15 protein-coding genes and 1 tRNA gene are annotated in these 15,185 nt (G+C 70.4%); 8 read left to right on the top strand and 8 right to left on the bottom strand.

Features of this window, described 5'->3' with window-relative positions; translation table 11 throughout:
• Nucleotides 1-52: 52 nt before the first annotated feature.
• Both EXU32_RS07520 and EXU32_RS07515 read right to left on the bottom strand, forming a co-directional pair.
• Nucleotides 53-727: a GAF and ANTAR domain-containing protein gene (locus EXU32_RS07520; RefSeq protein WP_130629344.1), complete on the bottom strand. Its 675-nt coding sequence runs from the start codon at nucleotides 725-727 to the stop codon at nucleotides 53-55.
• Between the two features lie 88 nt (nucleotides 728-815).
• Nucleotides 816-1,133, bottom strand: a complete 318-nt coding sequence (locus tag EXU32_RS07515; RefSeq protein ID WP_165399607.1) for a PRC-barrel domain-containing protein — start codon at nucleotides 1,131-1,133, stop codon at nucleotides 816-818.
• Between the two features lie 197 nt (nucleotides 1,134-1,330).
• Here EXU32_RS07515 and EXU32_RS07510 point away from each other — a divergent pair, with 197 nt between their 5' ends.
• The gene (locus EXU32_RS07510) at nucleotides 1,331-2,095 is read left to right on the top strand and encodes a sigma-70 family RNA polymerase sigma factor (RefSeq protein WP_165399606.1); all 765 of its coding nucleotides are present in this window, start codon (nucleotides 1,331-1,333) and stop codon (nucleotides 2,093-2,095) included.
• A 22-nt stretch (nucleotides 2,096-2,117) separates the two neighbouring features.
• Here EXU32_RS07510 and EXU32_RS07505 read toward each other — a convergent pair whose 3' ends face one another.
• Complete coding sequence (locus tag EXU32_RS07505) at nucleotides 2,118-2,972, bottom strand: helix-turn-helix domain-containing protein (RefSeq protein WP_130629341.1); 855 nt, start codon at nucleotides 2,970-2,972, stop codon at nucleotides 2,118-2,120.
• A gap of 225 nt (nucleotides 2,973-3,197) precedes the next feature.
• Here EXU32_RS07505 and EXU32_RS07500 point away from each other — a divergent pair, with 225 nt between their 5' ends.
• The 4 genes from EXU32_RS07500 (at nucleotide 3,198) to EXU32_RS07485 (ending at nucleotide 5,911) form a co-directional block, all read left to right on the top strand.
• Nucleotides 3,198-4,220 (top strand): chorismate-binding protein, encoded by a 1,023-nt coding sequence (locus EXU32_RS07500; protein ID WP_130629340.1) that lies wholly within the window; start codon nucleotides 3,198-3,200, stop codon nucleotides 4,218-4,220.
• Nucleotides 4,217-5,065: an aminotransferase class IV gene (locus EXU32_RS07495; protein WP_130629339.1), complete on the top strand. Its 849-nt coding sequence runs from the start codon at nucleotides 4,217-4,219 to the stop codon at nucleotides 5,063-5,065. The genes EXU32_RS07500 and EXU32_RS07495 overlap by 4 nt, the downstream gene beginning before the upstream one ends.
• A gap of 26 nt (nucleotides 5,066-5,091) precedes the next feature.
• On the top strand, nucleotides 5,092-5,649 hold the full coding sequence (locus EXU32_RS07490) for a PGPGW domain-containing protein (protein ID WP_130629338.1): 558 nt from the start codon (nucleotides 5,092-5,094) through the stop codon (nucleotides 5,647-5,649).
• Between the two features lie 185 nt (nucleotides 5,650-5,834).
• Nucleotides 5,835-5,911, top strand: a tRNA-Val gene (locus tag EXU32_RS07485).
• Between the two features lie 82 nt (nucleotides 5,912-5,993).
• On the opposite strand, the gene EXU32_RS07480 is transcribed toward EXU32_RS07485, so the two are convergent.
• Nucleotides 5,994-7,220 carry an IS110 family transposase gene (locus EXU32_RS07480; protein ID WP_130628815.1) on the bottom strand — a complete coding sequence of 409 codons (1,227 nt, stop codon included), beginning with the start codon at nucleotides 7,218-7,220 and terminating at the stop codon, nucleotides 5,994-5,996.
• A 346-nt stretch (nucleotides 7,221-7,566) separates the two neighbouring features.
• Between EXU32_RS07480 and EXU32_RS07475 the strand changes: the two genes are divergently transcribed.
• A complete protein-coding gene (locus tag EXU32_RS07475) occupies nucleotides 7,567-9,075 on the top strand; it encodes an HNH endonuclease (protein ID WP_130629337.1) in 1,509 nt (502 codons plus the stop codon).
• Here the strand turns inward: EXU32_RS07475 and EXU32_RS07470 are convergent.
• The 4 genes from EXU32_RS07470 to EXU32_RS07455 form a co-directional block, all read right to left on the bottom strand.
• Nucleotides 9,072-9,833, bottom strand: coding sequence for a polysaccharide deacetylase family protein (locus EXU32_RS07470; RefSeq protein ID WP_130629336.1), 762 nt, complete (start codon nucleotides 9,831-9,833; stop codon nucleotides 9,072-9,074). The two genes, EXU32_RS07475 and EXU32_RS07470, sit on opposite strands and share 4 nt — an antisense overlap.
• Nucleotides 9,833-10,906, bottom strand: coding sequence for an MGDG synthase family glycosyltransferase (locus tag EXU32_RS07465; protein WP_165399605.1), 1,074 nt, complete (start codon nucleotides 10,904-10,906; stop codon nucleotides 9,833-9,835). The genes EXU32_RS07470 and EXU32_RS07465 overlap by 1 nt, the downstream gene beginning before the upstream one ends.
• Nucleotides 10,907-11,005: 99 nt before the next feature.
• Nucleotides 11,006-12,343 carry a sensor histidine kinase gene (locus tag EXU32_RS07460; protein ID WP_130629334.1) on the bottom strand — a complete coding sequence of 446 codons (1,338 nt, stop codon included), beginning with the start codon at nucleotides 12,341-12,343 and terminating at the stop codon, nucleotides 11,006-11,008.
• Nucleotides 12,344-12,382: 39 nt separating this feature from the next.
• Nucleotides 12,383-13,057: a response regulator transcription factor gene (locus EXU32_RS07455; RefSeq protein ID WP_130629333.1), complete on the bottom strand. Its 675-nt coding sequence runs from the start codon at nucleotides 13,055-13,057 to the stop codon at nucleotides 12,383-12,385.
• 143 nt (nucleotides 13,058-13,200) lie between these two features.
• Between EXU32_RS07455 and EXU32_RS07450 the strand changes: the two genes are divergently transcribed.
• Complete coding sequence (locus tag EXU32_RS07450; protein ID WP_130629332.1) at nucleotides 13,201-13,890, top strand: DedA family protein; 690 nt, start codon at nucleotides 13,201-13,203, stop codon at nucleotides 13,888-13,890.
• Entirely contained in the window at nucleotides 13,887-15,152 is a 1,266-nt protein-coding gene (locus EXU32_RS07445) for a COG4705 family protein (RefSeq protein ID WP_242612922.1), read from the top strand. Before EXU32_RS07450 ends, EXU32_RS07445 begins: the two co-directional genes overlap by 4 nt.
• Nucleotides 15,153-15,185 lie beyond the last annotated feature (33 nt).

The following is a 15,185-nucleotide window of genomic DNA, read 5'->3' as shown; positions in this document are numbered from 1 at the left end:
GCAGGGCTCGACGCAGGGCACCCGCCGGCACCCCCATCCCGCCCCGGCGCCCTCAGCTGGCGGCCAGGACGTCTCCGCCGTCGAGGACGGTCTGTGCGACCTCGTAGAGCTTGGTGTTGGTCTCGTTGGAGCGTCGGCGCAGGACCTCGAAGGCGCGGTTGAGGCTGAGGCCGTAGCGCTCCATCAGGATGCCTTGAGCGGCACCGATCACCAGTCGGTTCTGCAGGGCGCTGCGCAGCCCGGTGATCTCCCGTGCGAGGCCCAGCGACACCGATGCCAGGCGGGCGTACACCAGGGCGCGGTCGATGGCGTCCTGGTCGAAGCCGTCGACGGAGTCCGAGTACATGTTCAGGCTGGCCAGCCGGGGGGCGGAGTAGTCCAGGCGCACGCTCAGGGATGAGCGCAGACCGAGCTCGCTCGCCGAGCCGGCCCACAGCGGCCAACGCGGCTCGTTCTGCGTGTCGCGCACGAGGGCGATCTCCTGCTCGCTCAGGACGGACAGGCACGGACCTTGGTCCATCTCGAACTGCAGCTCGTCGACGCGCTTGGCCGTGGGGTCGGTGCTCGCAGCGATCTCGACGGAGGAGCCCTGGCGGAGGAAGACGCTGCACATGGTGCAGCCGGGGATGTTCTTCACCGCCTCGGTCACGACCTGCTGCAGGGTGTAGTCCTCCTCGGGCTCCTGGGAGAGGGCCTCGACGATTCGGGCCAGCTGATCGTTGTGCATGAGTCACCTATCAATGGGTCGACGCGTCGTCCTGGTCAGAGCATGGCCGATGGGAGGTCACAGGTCACGCCCGGGGTCCGTCCAGAACTCACCAAGCCATCGACCAGTAGCGCCGCCAGCTCATCTCCTGGCTCGACACCAGGTGGGTGGCGACCCTGGCCACCGGCGCAGATCGCAGCACGTCGGCGCTGATCGGGACGACGAGGTCGACTTCGTCGTCCAGCACCAGCTGGAGTGGAAGTGGCCGGTGACGAGGGACGGCGCCCTTCAGGCGTACGACCAACCACTGGGGGCTCCGCGACTCCGCGTCGGAGAGCACGTCGCTGACGCGGCCGAGGAGGACGCCCTTGCGCGTGCGCACCGCCCTGCCCAGGTACCTGCCCGCAGTGGCGAGTGGATCCGGCACAACATGACTCCCTGACCGACGATTCAATTCACACAGAGGTGGCTACCCGAGGGCAGGACATACATGCACCGTAGACGTGATCAATCGGGTGTTCCCGTTGCCTGCACCGAGAACCTGTGCTTTGCTTTGAGGACAAATTCCGGCTCGTGACCGTGGCTGGGCGTGGTTCCTTTTTTGGAAGGCCCCCCATGTCAACGATGTCGCATTCCGTCCACGAGAGCCGTGACCAGGAAGCGGCCGAGCTGCTCACGCGGGCCTACGAGCAGAGCGATGCCGCTGAAGCCAGCCGTCTGCGGGAGCAGGTCGTCGTCCGCAACCGCGGACTCGCCCTCGCTCTGGCTCGCCGATTCGAGGGCCGAGGGATCGAGAGCGAGGACCTGGAGCAGGTGGCCATGCTCGGTCTCGTCCTCGCCGCCCGACGTTACCGGCCGGATCGCGGCCACGGCTTCACCGCCTTCGCGGTGCCGACGATCAACGGAGAGCTGAAGCGGTACTTCCGCGACCACGGCTGGGCCGTGCGCCCGCCGCGGGGTCTGCAGGAGCTGCACCACGACGTGCGCGACGCCATCGGCCACCTACGCCAGGAGAAGCAGCGCGAGGTCGACGACGTCGAGGTGGCCGAGGAGCTCGGCGTCGACGTGGAGGCGGTGCGCGACGCCCGTGCCGCGGGGGAGCGCTACCGGTCCTCATCGCTCGACGTACCCGTCGGGGCGGAGTCCTCCATGCCGCTGGCCGACACCCTCTCGTCGGACGAGGATCCCTACACCAGGTCGGTGACCCTGATCTCGCTCCGGGCGGCGATGAAGGATCTCGACGCGAGGGAGCGGCGGATCATCAGCCTGAGGTTCGGCGCGGACCTCACCCAGAAGGAGATCGGGGAGCGGATCGGCGTCAGCCAGATGCAGGTCTCGCGGATCCTCACGAGCATCTGCACGCGTCTGCGCACCCGGATCGAGGCCTGAGGCGGGAGGTCGGTCCCGGCTGTCACCAGATCCAGGCGAAGCCGAAGGCGCCGGGACCGGCGTCCTCCATGACGAGGGAGGCGCGGTTGGCCTCGTCGAGCTGCACTGCGTCGTGGAAGAGGAAGTCCTGACCCGGGGGCCGCTCGATGCGGGTCACCTGGGCGGGCGCTGTCGCGAACTCCACGGAGACGACGAGCGAGCGGGCCGTGTGCGGTGGTCCCCAGACGAATCCGTCGGAGTCGGCGCGGTGCGCCGTACGGTCGCTGTTGTCGTCGACCTGGTAGGCGTAGGCGTGCGTCTCGCCCTTGGCCAGGGAGCGGGGGAGTGCCACCTCGAAGACGACGACATTGCTCTCGGGGAAGTCACGCCGACTGCGCAGGCGGCACCCGAGCAGCGGGGTGAAGTCGAGGTCCGCGGCCGATGTCCCCTCGTCGCCGCTCTGCACGTTGAAGACCCGGTCCATCCCGTCCTCGACGGCGACGATGGCCGAGTGGCACCAGGTGTGGGCCAGTCGCCGATCCGTGGACACCCGGGTGCGCCACACCTGGCTGATGACGCGATAGCTGCCGAGCGTGCCGCGGGTGAGCGCATCGATGTGCTCGATCTCGCTCAGGTGCGGGTCGACGAGCAGCTGGTCGAAGCCCGCTTGCGGCGGCGTGGCCCAGGCGTGCATGAACTCCGCCTGCGTCTCGGGCGACAGGCCCAGGGTGAGGACGATCTGCTGCAGCGTCGCGATCTGCGGGGTGAGGATCTCGCCGCGCTCGATCCCGCGGATCGTGCGCACGCTGACCCCGGACAGGCGACTCAGGTCGCTCTGGGTGAACCCGCTCTCACGCCGTAGCCGGTGCAACCACGTGCCCCCCGGAGACCGCCTCATGCCCACACCCTGCCTGAAACCCGCCGGCCCCGTCGCGAATATCCCGGGCTGCACATCGAGGACGGGGCCGTCCTCGATGAGGACGGCCCCGTGTCCCTCACTCCCCGGAGCTCTCGCGGGTCAAAATACGACGGTCAGGCCGCCGAGAGCCAGCGACGACGTCAACTTGCCGCCCACTTGCCGCTGGGCGTCGGCCGGCGGACCCTGTCCGCCTATCCTCATCGCGTGGAGTTCGCGCGATTCGGCACGACGACGTGGCTCGACCCGATCGAGGTCAGTCACGACCCGGCCGATCTCGAGTCCGGGGGCTGGGCCGTCGTGCTCGACTTCGAGGGCGCCCTCACGGCCGTCCGTTTCGCGCGCCGGGTCGAAGGGGGATCCCCTCCCGGCGACCACACGCGCTGGCCCGCGGTCACCGGTTGGAGCTCCTCGCTCGGACGCTCGACCTATGTCGCAGGAGTGCAGGAGATCCGCTCCCGTATCGCGGCCGGGAGCGTCTACCAGGTCAACCTCACGACGATGCTGCAGGCGCCGTTGCCCGACGACGCCTCGCTACCCGATCTGGCGGCGGTTCTCGCTCGAGGCAACCCAGCCCCCTTCGCCGGGGTCGTGCACGTCCCCTCGGCCGGCTTGGACGTCGTGACCGCCTCGCCCGAGCGCTATGTCACCCGGGCCGGGGACCTGCTGTGCTCCAGCCCGATCAAGGGCACGGCCCCGACCCTCGGTCAGATGTTGGCCAAGGACGTGGCGGAGAACGTCATGATCGTCGACCTCGTGCGCAACGACCTGCAGCAGGTCTGCGAGCCGGGCAGCGTTGTCGTGCAACGGCTCTGCGCTCCCGAGGAGCATCCCGGCCTGGTCCATCTCGTGAGCGACGTCGCGGGGACGCTGCGGGTCGGGACGACGTGGTCCGACGTGCTCGCCGCGAGCTTCCCTCCCGGGTCGGTCAGCGGTGCGCCCAAGTCCAGCGCACTCTCCACCATCAGCGCCCTCGAGCCGGTGCCCCGGGGTCCCTACTGCGGGGCCGTCGGCTGGGTCGACGCCGAGCATCCCGACGGGCCGAGCGGGGAACTCGCCGTGGGTATCCGCACGTTCTACGCGACGGTGGACCCCGACGGGGTGCGCCGGCTGCGCTTCGGCACCGGGGCGGGCATCACCTGGGCATCCGACCCCGAAGGGGAGTGGGCTGAGTGCGAGCTCAAGGCCCAGACCCTCATCGGGTTGGCATCTGGAAGAGTGGGGACATGAGCAACGAGGTCAGGATCTGGGTCAACGGATCGCTCGTGGGGGAGGACCAGCCGGCACTCGCGGCACTCGACCACGGCATCACCGTCGGTGACGGTGCCTTCGAGACGTGCAAGATCGTCGACGGCGAGGTCTTCGCGGCCGACCGTCATCTCGCGCGGATGGATCGCACCCTCGCCGGTCTCGGGCTGCCGTCCGTGGACCGCGAGCGGCTGCAGCAGGGCATCGACGCCGTTCTGGCCGCGGGGGAGCAGATCACCTTCGGCCGGCTGCGCTACACGATCACCGGCGGTCCGGGCCCGCTCGGCTCCGACCGAGGTGACCAGGGACAGACCTACATCGTGACGGCGACGGAGGTCACCCCCTTCGCCGACACCACCGCGGTGGCCACCGTCCCGTGGACCCGCAACTCGCGGGCGGCGACCGCTGGGCTGAAGACCACGTCCTACGCCGACAACGTCATCGCCCTGGCGCACGCCAAGTCGCAGGGCGGCAGCGAGGCGATCTTCGCCAACGACCGTGACGAGCTGTGCGAGGGCACGGGCAGCAACATCTTCGTCGTCGTCGACGGCGTGCTGCGGACCCCGCCGCTCGAGAGCGCCTGCCTGGCGGGCATCACCCGTGAGCTGGCCATCGAGTACGCCCGCGAGGTGGGCATCGACGTCGTCGAGGAGACGATGCCCTTCACCGTGCTCGAGTCGGCCGAGGAGGCCTTCCTCACCAGCAGCACGCGTGACGTCCAGCCGATCCACGCCATCGACGGCCGCTCGCTGGCCGCGCCGGGCCCGATCACGACCCGTATGCGGGAGGCCTTCGCCAAGGCCTCCGCGTCGGACCTCAACCCCTGAGCCCGGTGCCGACCACCATGGGGGACGTGGACGTGGACACGACGGCCGAGCACGCGGGCCAGGGCAAGGACGGGCAGGGGCAGCGGCGCTCCTACCGGGACATCCGTCGGGAGCAGCACGCGATCGTGCGGCAGGAGCTGCTCGACCGCTTCGGTGAGGACGGTCGGATCGACGCGCACGAGGACCCGATCAGGTGGCGTCGCGCGGTGCGCACCAACGCCGTCACCGGCCCGCTGTACCGCGTCGTGGTCGCCGTCCTGGGTCTCGCGCTCATCATCGCGGGCATCCCGATGGTGCCGCTGATCGGTCCCGGGTGGGCCGTGATCTTCATCGGGCTCTTCCTGTGGAGCACGGAGTTCCTGTGGGCGCGTCGGGTCACGCAGTTCGTCAAGGCCGAGGTCAAGGCCTTCGACCAGTACGTGCGGGCGCTGCCGTGGAAGGCGAAGATCCCGATGCTCCTGCTGTCAGCGGCCTTCGGCTGGTTCTGCTTCTGGGTCGCGCTGCTCATCACCGGGGTGCCCGGCTGGGCGCCGGACCAGGTGGAGGAGCTGCTGCTCCAGGTGCCCGGGTTGAGACGAGCCTGAAGGCGTCGCCCAGGCGGCAGCAAGGACGCTCCCTGGGGAGGTCGCCCAGCCGGCAGCAAGGACGCTCCCTGAGGAGGTTGCGCAGCAACCGTCTCGAAGGGGGCGGAGGCGATTGGCACCAACGAGGGGCAGCCGGGTACTCTGCTCAGGTTGCCCGGCCGGGACGCTGGCCCGGGGAGCACCATGGACGTATAGCTCAGTTGGTTAGAGCGTTCGCTTCACACGCGAAAGGTCAGGGGTTCGAGTCCCTTTACGTCCACCAGCACGAAGGCCCCAGACCCTGCGGAAACGTCAGAGTCTGGGGCCTTCGTCGTCCCTGGTTCGGTTGATGCTCCTATTGATTGTCAAGCGGCGGTGAGCCAGGCGCGGTAGGCGTTGGCGAGGTCGTCGTCTCGTCTGGTGCCTCGTTCGAGGGTGGAGATGCGTGCGGGCCAGACGCCGAAGTGTTGGGCGGCGCTGGTCAAGGTGATGTTCTTGGCCTGTCTCATCGGTCGTAGGTCGTCGATGGCGGGCACGGTGATGGTCCGGGTGAGGTATTTGAAGATCTCGCGGGCGATGGCTCGCTTGAGGCGGCGCAGGATCTCCTTGCTGGAGCGGCCTTTGTCGCGTTGTCGCTGGACGTAGCCGCGGGTCTGGGCGTGGCTGACCATGCGCACCAGAGCGATGCGGTGTAGTGCGCTGTTGGCCGCGCGGTCTCCTCCTCGCGACAGCCGGTAGCGGTTGGTTTTGCCCGAGGATGCGGGTACGGGCGCAGTCCCACACAGCGCGGCGAACGACGCCTCGTGGCTGAGGCGTTCGGGGTTGCCCCCGGCGGTGATCAGCAGTTGTGCTGCGGTGTCCGGGCCGACGCCGTGGGCGCCGAGCAGGCCGGGGTTGAGCGTGCGGACGATGGCCGTGATGTCGGCTTCGAGGTCGCTGGCCTGCTCGTCCAAGAAGGCGTGGCGGGCGGCGAGGTCTTTCATCGCTCGCAGCACGGCGCCACCGACCAGGTCATCCCGGTTGGGGCGACAGCGAGCGAGTGTCTCGACCAGTCGAGCGTTGTTCAGGTCGCGGTACTTCTCCCGGATGCCGTCGGGGGCGGTGATCAGGAGTTGTTGGATCTGGTGGATCGTCGCGGTGCGGGCCTTGACGGCTGAGCGTCGCGCGGTGTGCAGGGCGCGCAGACCGAGGATCTTCTCGTCCTTGGGCGCCGAGGTCGATCGCCCCGACAGCACGGCGCGGGCTGCGTGGTAGGCGTCGATGGGGTCGGACTTGCCTTGTTTGCGGCGCACGGTCTTGTCGGGTCGCAGGACTTCCCGCACGTCCATACCGGCCGCGGCGCAGGCCCGGGCGATGCCTGCCCCGTAGGAGCTGGTGCCCTCGATCCCGACACGCTCGATCACGCCATGGGCCTGAAGGAAGTCGGTCGCTGCGCGGTACCCGGCGAGCGTGGTGAGGAATTCTTCGTCGGCGACATCGCGCCCTACAACGGTCACCACGGCCACGTGGATGGTGTCGGCGTGGGTGTCGATGCCGCCGACGACCTCCTCCACGGCTTCGTGGTCTGGGTATGTCGGTGCTGCTGCTGTCATGCTGGAAGCGCCCTTCTCGGCTGTCGTCGACTGGGTGACGTCGGCCGTGGGCGGTCAGACAGGACACTGGTGAGGAACTGCCAAGCTCTTATCAGGTCATGACCGCCCCGGCCGGCGGCGAGCCCGAGGGGCCGGACAGATCAACTGGAAGGCAACCCAACAGGGCGCCAGTCGGAGGGTGAGTCACGACCCCTCGGACCCTGATTCCATCATCAGTGTCGGGGGTCGGTGGCACCGTGGTGTCGACAGCGAAGCGCCGGGCGGGGCGGGGCGGAAAGGTTGTCCCCAACCCTCTTGAATTGGTCGAACATATGTTCGATAATGGTGGGAGCGAAGGGAGGGCGCGATGACCGAGCAGACGGATGGCAGTGGGGTTGAGATCTCGTTGCCCGGTGTCTTGGCCGCGTCACTCTCGATGTTGTCTGCCGCGCGCCCGGAGGGCTTGAGCGAGGCGGAGTTGTTAGAGGTCGTGTCCTTGTTGGAGGCGACGAAGGGGGCGGCTGCCGCGTTGCAGGCTCGCGCGACGGCGATGTTTGTCGAGGACCGTGACGAGCGGATCGCTCGTGATCGTGCGGATGGGGTGGTCTCGGCGCGGGAGGCGTCGTGTCGTCGGCGTGCGGCGCGGGCGGAGCTGGCTCTTGCTCGGCGGTGTGCGCCGGGGCAGGCCGATCGGCACGTGGGCCTGGCCAAGGCGCTCGTGCACGACCTGCCGTACACGATGGCGGCGTTGACGGCCGGTGAGCTGAGTGAGTGGCGGGCGACCATCGTGGCCCGTGAGACCGCGTGCCTGTCCCACGAGGACCGGGTCGAGGCCGACCGGCGTCTGGCGGGGTGCTTGAGGTCGGTGGGGGACCGCGAGCTCGCTGCGGCAGCGCACCGGGCGAGCGCGGACCTGGACGCGGAGGCGTTCGTGCGGCGGCGCCGCAAGGCGGCGGCCTCGAGGAATGTGAGTGTGCGTCCGGCGGCGGATGGGATGGCGTGGTTGAGCATCCTGGGTCCGCTCGCGGATGTGGTCGGGGCGTTTGCTGCGTTGAAGAAGGCCGAGCAGTCCCGGTACGTCGCGACCGGTGACCCGGCCGTGGACGCGGCACGAGCAAGCGATGAGCGGGGTCGTGGCGCGTGGATGGCTGACACGGCCCTGGAGCTGCTGTCTGGCCGGACTGAGGGTCAGGTGCAGCCGGTCGAGGTGGGTCTGGTGATGCGTGAGGAAGCGATCGTGCGCACCGGCGAAGGCTCTGATGGTTCGGTCTTCTTCCGCAGCGGCAATGGCCGTGACTTCACCGGTGCTGGTGGTCGGGATGAGGTCGAGGTCCCGGGGTGGGGTGCGATGCCCGGTGAGATGGCCCGGGAGCACTTGCTGCGTCTGTGTGACGCGGGGACCGCGACCTGGTTGCGCCGGTTGTGGACCGCACCAGGTGGGACCAACCTGGTCGCGATGGACTCCAAGCGGAGACTGTTCAGCGGGGTGCTGCGTCAGCTGATCGAGTTGCGGGATGCCACCTGCCGGGTGCCCTTCTGCGGGGCGCCGATCCGCGACATCGACCACGTCCGTCCTCATGCCCGTGGTGGTGAGACGTCGGCGGCGAACGCGATGAGTGACTGCCAGGGCCACAACCTGGTCAAGGAGGCTCCCGGTTGGCGGGCGGAAGTCACCTCCACTGGTCTGGATCCCGGCGGCGGCCCCCACGAAGTCACCCTCACCACCCCGACGGGCAGCGAGTACATCTGCACGGCGCCGCCTCTACTCGGCCACGGGCGACCACACCCGCCACCTCCGCGATCGGCGCCGGCTCTGGTTCCCGATCTGATGTGGTCTCCCGTGGAGACCCACCTCGCGAGCATGTTCGCCGCCTAGGGCGATGGCGGCCCGGCGGGACCCGGCCGACACCGTGAGATCGGTACCACCTCGTCACGAGACCAGTGCTCCGCGAGCGGCCCGACCGGCACGCCGGACGACGCCCACCGCGTCAGCAGCGTGTCCAAGGCGGCATCGGTGCGTCGCCACGACCCCGGCGAGGCGTACCGGTCGGTGTCGTGCAGGAGCACGGTGCCTCCGGGCCGCAGGGTCAGCTCCACCCGCCGGGTGATGCCGGCTGGCCCGACCCACCGCGACCAGTCGCGACCCCAGGCGGTCCACAGCACGGGAGTGAGCCCGGTGTCGCGGGCTGCGTCACGGCTGGCGAGCGTCGTGATGCCGAAGGGCGGTCGGTGCCACCGCGGCCGGGTGCCGGTGATCTGCGTGATCGCGGCGCAGGTCCGCTCCAGGTCGTCGCGCAGCCGCTGCCTCGACAGTCCGACCACGCTGCGGTGCGTCCATCCGTGGACCGCCAGCTCATGACCCTCCGCGTGCATCTGCTCGACGAGAGCCCGATTGTCGGCGATGTGCTCGCCCACGAGGAAGTACGTCGCCCGCACCTCGTGCCTGGCCAGGGTCCGCAGGACCAGCGGTGTCGACAGCGGGTCGGGTCCGTCGTCGAGGGTGAGGGCCACGTGGTGCCGGTCGGACCGCCCCGCAAGTCGCGGCGTCGTCCACCGCAGTGGCGCACCGTAGAGCGCGCCGGGAGTCCAGCGACGCAGTGCCGACCCAAGTCCCGACCCCAGTGCCGTGGCCATCAGCTCGCCAGCCCGAAGGCACGTCCGGGATCGAGGACGTCGACGAGCGAGATGCGCTGCGCCCACTGTCGACCGATGCCCTCGGCCGCCACAGGGGTCCCGGCGAGGATCGCCGCACCGAGCTCGGGCACCGACCGGGGCCACGGCGCGAGGCCTTCGCGCAGCAGGGCGCTCGAGCTGGTCTCACCGTGCCCCGGCAGCGGCCGGTACGTGATCAGCGGGGTGCCCAGGGAGAGCGCCTCCAGCGTGGTGAACCCGCCGGAGTTCTGGATCAGGCAGTCCGCGCCGCGGATGACGTCGGTCAGCCCGTCGACCCAGCCGAGCGCCACGACGCCGGGCTCGGCCTCGAGCGAGCTGCGCAACCGCTCGTTGTGACCGCACAGGACGACCGGGACCGCGGTGCCGGTGGCCCGAACATCCAGGGCGCTCGTGCGCACGTCGCCCGCACCCTCGGATCCGCTCGAGATCAGCGCCAGCGTGGTGTCGGGTGCCAGGCCGAGGGCAGCGCGCAGGCGGCTCCCTTCGCCTCCGTCACGGGGCGCGACGCGTGGCGTGAGTGGCGCGATCAGTCGCACGTCGCGGGCACCGAGGGCGCGCGCCTGCTCCGCGGCCGTGCCGTGCAGCGCGAGGTGCTGGTCGACTCCGGAGCTGATCCACAGCGGGTGGACCGACGGGTCGGTCAGGTAGGTGATGGCCGGGACCGCGAGGCGGCCACTGCGACGCAGCAGGCCCAGCGCCTGGCTGGCGAAGGGGTGGGTCGAGATGACGAAGCCCGTCTCGGGCCCCACGGCCGCCGCGACCCGTCCTGCGGGGAGTCGTCCGCTCATCCCGCACGCGGCCCGTCCGGCGGCGGAGGGGCGCCCGCTGCGGGCGTCGAGGGCGCGCAGCAGCAGTGACCAGGTGCGAGGAGCACTCTCGAGCTGGCGGAAGTAGGCCCGCCGCATCAGGTGCCCCAAGCCCCACGGGTAGAGATCGGCGATGTCGATGGTCTCCGATCGCCAGCCCGCCTCGTCCAGTCGCTGCCCGATCTCGTGAGCGGCCGAGTCGTGCCCGGCGCCGTAGCTACCGGTCACCACCAGAGCGTGTTGTCTCGGGCCCCGGGCCTTGTCGTTGTCCATGCGACCGAGCGTGCACCGGGCCACCTGCAAGCAACCTGACGACGTCGACCGGACCTACCCGCGGTGCGGCGGCAGCGGTCCGCCGGGGAAGCTCACCGCGAAGGTGGCCCCACCGTCGTCGTTGGTCGCCGCGACCAGCGAGACGTCGCCGCCCCCGCTGCGGGCCACCCGGCGCGCGAGGGCCAGGCCGAGCCCGGAGCCACCGTCGCCGCTCCAGCCGGGCTCGAAGAGCGAGCCCTCGGCGGCATCGCCCACCCCGGGACCGGTGTCGGCGACGTGCAGCTCGACCTGCTGGTCGACCCGGCGCGCGGTGACCCGCACGCGGTCGCACCGGTGCAGGGCATTGGTCAGCACGGGGGAGAGGGCGCGCAGGGCGAGGGCCTGGGGGACGTCGATCACGAGGGACGAAGGGAGGTCCAGCTCGAGTCGTCCTTCGGGCAGGGGGAGCCCGCGGATCGCCGGCTCGAGCGCCGACAGGGTCGTCGACTCGGTGCGCAGCTGGTCGTCGTCGCGCCGGGCCAGGTCGAGCAGGACCGTGATGGTGGTGGCCATCGTGGTGGTGGCGTCGGTGATGAGCGCGACGTCCGCGCGCGCCTCATCGTCGAGGTCGGTGCGCATCGCCAGGAGGTCCGCGACCCCATGGATCGTCGTGAGCGGAGTCCGCAGCTCGTGCGCGAGCTCGGCCGTCAGGCGCTGCTCGGCGCGGATGACCGACGCGACCTTGTCGAGCAGACCGTCGAGCGTGGTGCCCAGGGCCCTGATCTCGTTGGTCGGGGGCCCGAGGGCGAACCGCCGGCCGAGGTCGTGCTCGCTCCACTCGTCGGCGGTCCTGGCCATGTGCTCGACGGGGCTCAGCGCCCGGCGGCTCACGATGGCGGCGGACCCCGCGGCGACGAGCACCAGGAGCAGCCCGGCGACGGCCGAGACGATGATCGCCAGGTCCTCGGTGTGCTCGTAGGGGGCGAAGGGCTCGGCAGCGATGATCACCCCTCGCTGGCCGGACGCGGTCGTGAAGGGGCGAGCCAGGACGGCATAGGTGTCGTCGTTGACCTCGATCACGCGTTCCTCTGCGGTCGTCGACAGCTCGGTGTACCGGGACTGCATGGACGCCGGCACCTCACCCGCGACCTGGGCGCCGGCCCGGTCGTAGACGGCCACGCCCGGGTCGAGCTCGGTCTGCGGGACCGTCAGCCGGGTGCCGGGCTCCTTCCCGATGCTCGTCACGACCGCCGCGGCGCGGTCACGCAGGACCTGGCGTGAGGCGTCCTTCGACGCGCCGGCAAGGGCGACCTGGACACCCAGGACCAGCCCGATCGCGACCAGGAGCGCGATGCCCGAGGTGAGCAGGACCAGCTGGCGGTGCAGGCTCTGCCGACCCCACCAGCGGCTCACCGGCCGCGGCAGACCCACCCGTCGACGACCGGCAACCACTCAGGCCTCCACCGGGGTCATCGTGAAGCCGACCCCGCGCACGGTCTCGATCTCCGTGGGCGAGTCGATCGACTCCAGCTTGCTGCGCAGGCGACGGATGAAGGAGTCGACCGTGTTGTCGGTGACGATCGCACCGTCGGGCCACGCGGCCGCGACCACGCTGCGCCGGCGCACGACCTCGCCGGGGTGGCTGGTGATCGCGGCGAGCATGCGGAACTCGGTGGGGCTCAGGCGCACGTCGCCCCCCTTCGCCCGCACGGAGTGGGTCACGGGGTCGAGCTCGAGCCCGGTACCGGACGCGAGGTTGACCGGACCGCGGCGGGTCAGGACCGCGACGCGGGCCAGCAGGACCTTCAGGTCGAAGGGCTTGGCGACGTAGTCGTCCGCCCCGACGGCGAACCCGGCCAGGTGGTCGTGGGGCGTCCCGAGCGCGGTCAGGAAGAGCACGGGAGCCTGCTGACCGGCCGACTTGAGCGCCTGGACGACATCGCGACCGTCGGCGTCGGGCAGCCCGATGTCCATGATGATGACGCTGATGTCCTGGTCCGGGGCAAACCGTCGCAGGGCCTCGCCGCCGTCGTGGGCGAGGGTGACCTCGTACCCCGCGTGCCGCAGCCCGCGCGCGAGGATCGTGCGGATCGACTCCTGGTCCTCGCACACACCGATCGTCAGCATGGCGCCTCCGTCCTGACGTGTGCCGGCCACACGTGTCCCAGCATCCTGCCCCCTGCAACCTGCAGGCAACCTGTATGCCCCCGCCCGCTCCCTTCGTCGCGCAGTCAGGTGGGTGGCAGGAACCCACGTCCAGCATCATCAGCATGACCTCCACCCTGACCTCAGTCCTCACCGATCTCGGGCCGCTCGCCGTGCTCGTGCTCGCGGCGGTGATCTTCGCCGAGACCGGACTGCTCATCGGCTTCTTCCTGCCGGGCGACTCCCTCCTCTTCACCGCAGGGGTGCTCGTCGCCTCGCACGTCCTGCCGGTCCCGCTGGTCGTGGTCGTCCTCGCCAGCTGGGTGGCCGCAGCCCTCGGCGACCAGCTCGCCTATCGCATCGGCGCCGGGTTGGGCGGTCGGCTCTACGCGAAGGGAGGTTCCCGCTGGATGCCCCTGCGGCACGTCGAGGCGGCGCGGGACTTCTTCGACCGTCACGGCCACAAGGCCGTCGTGCTCGCGAGGTTCGTCCCGCTCGTGCGCACCTTCACCCCCGTCGTGGCCGGCGCGGCGCAGATGCCCCGCCGACGCTTCACGGCCTACAACGTCGCGGGCGGGCTGCTCTGGACGGCCAGCATGCTGGTCGGTGGCTACTTCCTCGGTGGGATCCCCTTCATCGCGGCCCACGTCGAGATGGTGACCCTCGCGATCGTCGGCCTGTCCCTGGTGCCCGCAGGCATCGCGCTGCTGCGGGCTCGTCGCTCGGGTGGTCGGCCCGCCGGCCCGACGGCGACGTCGGAGCCGACATCCGATCAGGTGGATGGCGGGCTCGCCGAGGAATCCTCCCGGGCATGAGAACTGACACAGCACCCTCGATACCCGACGTCCGGACCCGAGCAATGCTCAACAAGGTCCCCGAGATCACCATCTGGTTCTGGATCATCAAGATCCTGTGCACGACGGTGGGCGAGAGCTTCGCGGACTGGATCAACATGACGCTCGGGGTGGGGTTGGTCAACACCTCCCTGATCTTCACCGTCGTCCTGGTCGTCGTGCTCGGTGTCCAGCTGCGACTGCGGCGCTATGTGCCTGCTGCCTATTGGCTCACCGTCGTCGTCGTCAGCATCACGGGCACCCTCTACACCGACATCCTCACCGACAGTCGCGGCGTGCCGCTCGTGGTGAGCACCACGGTCTTCTCGGCCGTGCTCGCGGTGGTCTTCGGGGTCTGGTTCATGCGGGAGCGGACCCTGTCGATCCACAGCATCACCTCGACACCCCGTGAGGCCTTCTACTGGCTGGCGGTCCTCGTGACCTTCGCCCTGGGTACGGCCGCCGGTGACTGGACGCTCGACCTGACCGGCTGGGGACCCGGCATGTCGGTCCTCCTGCCCACCGCCCTCATCGCGATCACCGTCGTGGGGTGGCGACTGGGTGGGCAGCCCGTCCTCGCCTTCTGGCTGGCCTACATCCTCACCCGTCCGCTGGGCGCCAACATCGGCGACTGGCTGGCCACCCCCCGCTCGGAGCAGGGTCTGGGTCTGGGGACCGCGCTGACGAGCATCATCTTCCTCGTGGCCATCGCGGCGACCGTGGTCTGGCTCAGCTGGTCGCACGCCGACGTGACGCCGGCGTCCGAGCCGGCAGGGGTCGGCGTGCACGGTCGCAGCCGCACCCGGGAGCGGTTGGTCCTGGCCGGGTACGCGGTGGCGGCGCTCGCCGCGGCGCTCCTGCTCCACCACACCTCGCAGCAGCCGCACGCCGCCGCGGCGGCAGAGGGCGAGAGCAGCTCCGCGGCCGCAGCGAGCATCCACCTCACCCCGGCCCAGACCGTCAAGCACTTCCCGAAGGGAGACATCGGCCGGCTCGAGCGCGTGGTCACGACGACCCGCTCGGCAGTGGCCGCGGGCGATCACAAGGCGGCAACTACGTCGGCCAAGACCCTCGAGACGACGTGGGACGCCGACCAGCCCCGACTGCAGCCCAAGGACGGCCAGGCCTGGACCCTCCTCGACGGCCAGATCGACGGCGTCCTGCAGAGCGTGCGGGCGCCGTCACCCGACACGGCGGCCGAGACAGCCGCGCTGGACACCCTGCTGACCTCGCTCCGGGGCTGAGCCACCACGGTGCTGGCCCCGGGCTCCCGGGGC

The sequence above is a fragment of the Janibacter limosus genome (genome assembly GCF_004295485.1).
Classification (GTDB): Bacteria; Actinomycetota; Actinomycetes; order Actinomycetales; family Dermatophilaceae; genus Janibacter; species Janibacter limosus_A.
This window is presented reverse-complemented; position numbering and strand designations above follow the sequence as displayed.